Raw genomic sequence first — 5,337 nt, 5'->3', positions numbered from 1 at the left:
GCACCGCCGACCCGCCCGAGTCACCCCTCCAGCCCAGTCCCTGAACAGCTCACTCCTCGCGGCGCTCGCCGAGCACGGTCGGGGCCTGTCTTCAAGCGTCCCGGCACGTCACTGGCCGGACGGTTACTCGCACCGGGCGGAAGGCGCACCGCATGCTGGGCCCGCTTCAATGCCAGCGCCGCGAGGTCCGGGTGCCGCTTCGCCTTCACGCGCAGCCGGACGTCCAGGAACAGGGTGTCGTACTCCTTGGCCTTCTTGCGACGCCGGGGCCCGTTGGGCCCGCGGTCGCTGATCTTGTTCCTGCGGCGCTCCACCGCGCTCAGCCTCAGGTGCGCGCCATCCGCCGCCGGGTCTCCAGCGTGAGCCACGGATCCAGCACATCCGACGATGTCTTCGAAAGGAGCTTCAGGTCATAGAAGCTGGAACCGGGGCCCTCCGGACGAGGGTCGGGACGAAACCGCAGGCGCACGGGCGTGTGGGGGACGAGGTCCTCCTTGAGACGCAGGAGCACCCGGCGGACCAGCTCCGGCCGGCGGTCCAGCGCATCGCCAGGATGGCCCTCCGCGTGGAAGCGTCTGGGAAGCAGACTGCGAAACCACAGCACCGCCCCCAGACAGAACGCCAGGACTCCCGCCACGATGGACAGGGGGCCGTCGAAGGTGCCGGCCACCCACAGGAACAGGAGGAAGACGCCGATCCTCGCCAGGGAGCCCAGCCGGTGCCCCACGCGGCTCCGGAAGCGGCGGGCCTTCTGGGTCGGCGGGAGCGCCGCCAGGGCATCCAACACACCTGGCAGGGGAGCCTCGATCTCCAGGGCCTGTGACTTCGGATTGATGCCTTCAACGGATGCCACGCGGCCCCTCTTTCCAGCATGGGCGTGTTCGGGTGCGGGCATATTAGCCGATATCCCAATCGTCCCAGGAGCCCGCCCCTTCCTGGATGAGGCCGGAGCCCGATTGGACACCCGTCGAGATGGAGACGCGCGACGCATCGGCCTGCTCTCGGGAGTGCTTGTGAGCGGCGGAATTATCGGCTCGGACATCTTCCTCAACGCCGCCATCGTTGCGCAGCGCGTGCACATGTCCGCGCTCACCCTGGTCGTGGCTGCTCGGCGGCGGCGTGGTGCTCAGCGGCGCCTTCATGTACGGACCGGTATATTCGCGGCATCCACTCCTCCTCGGAATCTGCTTCACCGCAGCCTGGCGCGCCATGTTCGCATCCACCGCGCCTGCATGAAGGAGTTTAACTCAACAGTCAGTCGTCCTCTTCAAGGAGGTGGTGGAATGGCTTTGTAATTCCCATTGCGTCGAATTTGCTAGGCGCAAATCCGGTAGCTTCGGATGCCTCGACTATCGACTTGTAGTTGTCAGGCAATCCGGCGAGCACCATGAGTGCGCGCTCCGCTTTGGCGAGAATGTCGCGCCGGAAAATTTCGAATGATTCATTTCCGACGTGGGTATTGGCAATGAAGAAACGTCTGAGTTCTGATGGGCAGTCTTTAGATAGGACGTTCTGGTAGAATTCCGTGCATTTCTCCGAGCAACGTTCCAGTCTGCCCTCACCCCACTTGAAGACATCGTACCAGTGAATAGCCGTAGAGAGGGAGAGCGACGCCCAGGTAAACGTTGCCAGAAGTACTTCGTTGACTCCATCGTTGTCAACGTCGGTTACCAGTGCTTGCTGTAGATCGTTGGAAGCAAAGCAAGCCTCCGTGAATCCTGGTCCATGAAGAATGCAGCAGGAGGATTGGCTGCCCGTTCCTCCCTCCCAGATGTTGAGGATGATTTGGACTGATTTGGCTCCGTCGAGAGTTGTAAGGCGGACACTGGTAGTCCGCCCCTCAATCGAATGGACAAGGCGTAATGAGCCCGCCTTGCCGACGAATACTCGTGTGAAAAGATTCTCTTGGTGAAAGATGTCCCCCCTGGACTCGATCACAATGAGAGCGGATTTGCCGATGCCTTCTATCGGCCCCTTGAATCCAAATAGGGCACTCCCTTCCGTGTATTCGTGCGTTTCGAGCGCGGCCTCTCTTTCGTTCATGGTCAGAGAGGCATAGCCCATGAAGTCAGAGTCTGCTTCTTCGTTCTCGGGGAGTATAGGGAACGATTCTCGAAATCGTCTATACAGATCGGGTCGAAGGTCCTTGTTCTTTGGATCGGATAGTTGCGCATGAACCCAGCGCCAGTCGCGAACCTCAAGGTGGATTGAGTGTTTGCTCTTTATCTCAGTTCTCAGTGCCCGTACCTCTCTGGCGCTAATGTCCTGATTTGAGATGAATACGATTCGTCTGCAGGCGCCCCTTGCTACAGACACTCGGGCGGCTGTTTTTCTGATTTTCTCTCTGTAGGTCTTCTGGAGGGAAATTTGAATGATGGATGCGTCGCTGGCTTGGCTTGTGCTTTCGTAGAGCTCAGCGTCAGCTCCCAGATCTGTCGGGCCGGAGCACGGCACGATTCCGGGCATGTCTGCTCGTTGTAGAAGTTGGACGCTGAGGCGTTCGAAATGCTCGGGGTCGGAGAGCGATGCGAGGAAGTGATAGAGTAGATGCGATGGCATGTATGGGGTGAAAGAACAGGTGTCGCGGCACCGAGAACATGAGGGGGCCGAAAGGAGAAACCGCAATGTACTTCACCGTTGAAGTGCGCGCTTCTGTGACCCAGTCGCCCGCCCGAGGCCGCCGAAGCCCGGCGAGCATGGGTAGGATGGAAGGCCTCTAGCGGGGGAACAGGCTGAACGAGGGCTCAAATGGCCACTGACCGACGTCGGTGGCGAGCAACCCCGCGCTCATGGTCGCCACAAAGCCTTCAGGCGCCCTATCCGCGAACTGGCTTGCGCCTACGAGTCTGCAAGCTGGACCAACCGTCGCGGCGAGACATTCCACGTGGCGGGCAGGTCCGCCTCACAGAACACGCAGACGCACCAGGCCTCCTTGACGAGGTTGATTTCGCCGCACTGCGTGCAGCGCCGGAAGACGGCTTCGTGAGTGAAGCCAGCGGAGGGGTTCAGCCCCGCCTTCGCGAAGGCCCATTCAACGGCGGTCCAGCAGGTCGTGTCCGGGCAATACCCCGTCGACTGATTCGAGACGTCCGTCACGGAGGGACCCGCGAGCCCTCGATGGAAGCGGATCTCTCCAGCCGCCAGGACTTCCTCGCCCCCCGCGCAAGCAACATGCTCGGAGCGTCGAGGCGCCAGCCGCAGGCATCCCTGGAGGTCGACGACGTACGTCGCCCCTTCGACGAGGGCGTCTGGAGTCGCCTCGAGGCACGCCTCGACGTCGCGTGGAGCCATGATGGGAAATCCCATCGGGGGCATTCGCGGCGGCGAGGCGTATCGCCTCCGGGCCGATGTAGGAATAGGCGTGCAGTTGCATTCCTGTTCCTCTACGGCCGAACGGGTGTCGGCTGACTCACATCCCCGGGATGGCCGCTCGGAACTCCTTCAGGCTCATCTCCAGGTCCCCTCGCGCCGCATCTCCAGGAGGGAGGGCACTTTCGGGCCGGGCCATGAAAGACTCCACTCCCTCCAGGACGGCACGGCAAAGCTCGTCGGACTCCACCTCGCCCAACGACGCAGTGCCGCACTGGATGGCGATGCGGCCCTTCTTCGCCCACTTGAAGCGCAGGCTGAACGACGAATCCGCACCGTCGAAGACGTGGTCCGTCGCGCCGCCCGCCACCAGCGCCTTGAGTCCGTCGAGCAGCCCCGCGAAGGAGATGGCGAGCATCATGGCCTGATCCGGCGACCTGCCCTTGGAGGTGCAGGTCCCCGCGTCGCTCGTGAACGTCATGTGCCCCAGGTCGAAGCCCGTACGGTCGGGGTCATGTGCATCGAGCCATTCAAACTCCAGTCGGAACATGTCAGGGCCTCACGGAAAGGAATGCACGATTGGCGTATCGTCGCCATCATGCCCGTCCACCGATGGCTCATCCCCATGTCCGCGGTCACGCTGATGGCCACGGCATGCACTTCGTACAGCCAAGCACCCCAACTGGAACTGGCCGCTCGGCCGGCGCGTCCGGGCCTGGAGTCCATCGGCTCCGAGACGACGACGTTGCAGGTCGGTCCCAAGGGCATGGAGGTGCCCATCCAGATCACGTGGACCCGGCTCCAGGACAAGGGTTGTGTGCGGGTGGGTGCCATCCAGGTGAAGCGGACTGGTGGCCCCGAGGGTGTCCAGGTCGAGGTCCGAATCCGGTACGGCGGCGCTGGCGACTCGTGCGTCACCGACCTGAATCCGGAGCCTGGTGCTCCGGAGGTCCGGTTCGACGAAACGGTCGTTCAATTCGCCTGGAAGGCGCGCCGAGGCATCAAGAGCTTCGAGTCATCCGGCCACCCGGTCCTGCTCCATGGAAACGGCCGGGCACAGGTGGCGGACAACGTCGTGGATTGAGGAAGGGGGCCGAGGCCCCCGGTGCCTCACTTCTCCAGGTCGCCGACGATCTTCTGGAAGGGCGACGGCTGGCCGGACAGCTTCTGGAAGAAGTTCCGGGCGTCGGTGCCTTCGTCGTAGTTCTTGAAGGCCTGGTCGTTGCTGTTCTTCCCGTCGGGCTTCAGGCCCGAGTAGTCCTGGCGGGACGGCAGGCCGTGCTCGGCGCGGATGGCGTTCTCGGACGGGGCCCAGTTGTTCTTCGTGTGCGGCGTGGGGCGCAGGCCCACGGTCTCGAACTCCTCCGTGAGGCGGAGGCGGTTGTCGACGGTGTCCTTCATGTTGGCCGAGTGCGACGGGTGCTGCTTGAAGACGTCCGCGTTGCTGTGCTTGCTCGCGGCCAGGGGGCTCACCTGGACACCGTTGGACGCGCGCCAGGCGTGGACCGACTCGTGGCCCAGGCTGTTGAAGCGCTGGCCGCCGCCGTTCTCGTTGTACTTGACGTCGCTGGCCGTGCCGGCGCCGGGCTGGCCGTCGAAGCGGTACGCCGGGCGGGTGGACGACAGGGTGCCGTCGTTGCGCGGCACGTGCGAGTTGGGCATCGCCGAGTTGCGGCCCGAGTAGATGTCCATCGCCGTCAGAGGCTTGCTCTGCGTGCCCGTGGCGCCAGGGTTCACGGCCTGGGTGCGGCCATTGATGTCGTTCAGCATCTGGTTGCCCACGGGCTTGCTCGTGAGGCGGTTGGTGGACTGGCGCACGTCCTGCGTGAAGTCCGCGAACTGCGCGCCAGACTGGCCGTTGTCACGGCGGGTCCGGATGCCCTGGAGGTTGGGATCCACCACGCCGTAGTCCGTGGGCTTGAGGTTGTTCTTGCCCGCCTGCAACTGCGCGGGCGTCGCCACCGGCTTCGGCTTCGCGGTCTCAGGCTTCGCGGGCAGGCTGTCGCTGCGGGGGCGGGAGGTGGAGGG

8 protein-coding genes are annotated in these 5,337 nt (G+C 63.6%); 1 reads left to right on the top strand and 7 read right to left on the bottom strand.

Translation table 11 applies throughout. From position 1 onward, the window contains the following. Positions 1 to 20 precede the first annotated feature (20 nt). The 6 genes from D7Y15_RS44490 to D7Y15_RS41905 form a co-directional block, all read right to left on the bottom strand. Positions 21 to 368 (bottom strand): hypothetical protein, encoded by a 348-nt coding sequence (locus D7Y15_RS44490; protein ID WP_126933682.1) that lies wholly within the window; start codon positions 366 to 368, stop codon positions 21 to 23. After that, on the bottom strand, positions 326 to 853 hold the full coding sequence (locus D7Y15_RS41920) for a hypothetical protein (RefSeq protein WP_121756057.1): 528 nt from the start codon (positions 851 to 853) through the stop codon (positions 326 to 328). The genes D7Y15_RS44490 and D7Y15_RS41920 overlap by 43 nt, the downstream gene beginning before the upstream one ends. A gap of 43 nt (positions 854 to 896) precedes the next feature. Further along, positions 897 to 1,211: a hypothetical protein gene (locus D7Y15_RS41915; RefSeq protein WP_126933683.1), complete on the bottom strand. Its 315-nt coding sequence runs from the start codon at positions 1,209 to 1,211 to the stop codon at positions 897 to 899. Between the two features lie 43 nt (positions 1,212 to 1,254). Next, a complete protein-coding gene (locus tag D7Y15_RS44485; RefSeq protein ID WP_126933684.1) occupies positions 1,255 to 2,466 on the bottom strand; it encodes a hypothetical protein in 1,212 nt (403 codons plus the stop codon). 372 nt (positions 2,467 to 2,838) lie between these two features. Beyond that, positions 2,839 to 3,291, bottom strand: a complete 453-nt coding sequence (locus D7Y15_RS41910) for a hypothetical protein (RefSeq protein WP_199746060.1) — start codon at positions 3,289 to 3,291, stop codon at positions 2,839 to 2,841. 118 nt (positions 3,292 to 3,409) lie between these two features. After that, positions 3,410 to 3,859 carry a hypothetical protein gene (locus D7Y15_RS41905; protein WP_121756055.1) on the bottom strand — a complete coding sequence of 150 codons (450 nt, stop codon included), beginning with the start codon at positions 3,857 to 3,859 and terminating at the stop codon, positions 3,410 to 3,412. Positions 3,860 to 3,907: 48 nt separating this feature from the next. Between D7Y15_RS41905 and D7Y15_RS41900 the strand changes: the two genes are divergently transcribed. Next, positions 3,908 to 4,393 carry a hypothetical protein gene (locus D7Y15_RS41900; protein ID WP_121756054.1) on the top strand — a complete coding sequence of 162 codons (486 nt, stop codon included), beginning with the start codon at positions 3,908 to 3,910 and terminating at the stop codon, positions 4,391 to 4,393. A gap of 26 nt (positions 4,394 to 4,419) precedes the next feature. Here the strand turns inward: D7Y15_RS41900 and D7Y15_RS41895 are convergent. Next, a partial coding sequence (locus tag D7Y15_RS41895) for a M91 family zinc metallopeptidase (protein ID WP_233605301.1) occupies positions 4,420 to 5,337 on the bottom strand: 918 nt, incomplete at its 5' end.

Origin of the sequence: Corallococcus sp. AB030 (genome assembly GCF_003668965.1) — a bacterium.
Classification (GTDB): domain Bacteria; phylum Myxococcota; class Myxococcia; order Myxococcales; family Myxococcaceae; genus Corallococcus; species Corallococcus exiguus.
Note: the sequence above shows the minus strand (reverse complement) of the source record. Positions and strands in the feature narration are given on the sequence as shown.

Excerpts from the sequence above, each read along its gene's own strand:
- D7Y15_RS41915 (WP_126933683.1), bottom strand. The coding sequence starts at position 1,211 with ATGGCGCGCCAGGCTGCGGTGAAGCAGATTCCGAGGAGGAGTGGATGC.
- D7Y15_RS44485 (WP_126933684.1), bottom strand. The coding sequence starts at position 2,466 with ATGCCCGGAATCGTGCCGTGCTCCGGCCCGACAGATCTGGGAGCTGAC.
- D7Y15_RS41910 (WP_199746060.1), bottom strand. The coding sequence starts at position 3,291 with ATGGCTCCACGCGACGTCGAGGCGTGCCTCGAGGCGACTCCAGACGCC.
- D7Y15_RS41905 (WP_121756055.1), bottom strand. The coding sequence starts at position 3,859 with ATGTTCCGACTGGAGTTTGAATGGCTCGATGCACATGACCCCGACCGT.
- D7Y15_RS41900 (WP_121756054.1), top strand. The coding sequence starts at position 3,908 with ATGCCCGTCCACCGATGGCTCATCCCCATGTCCGCGGTCACGCTGATG.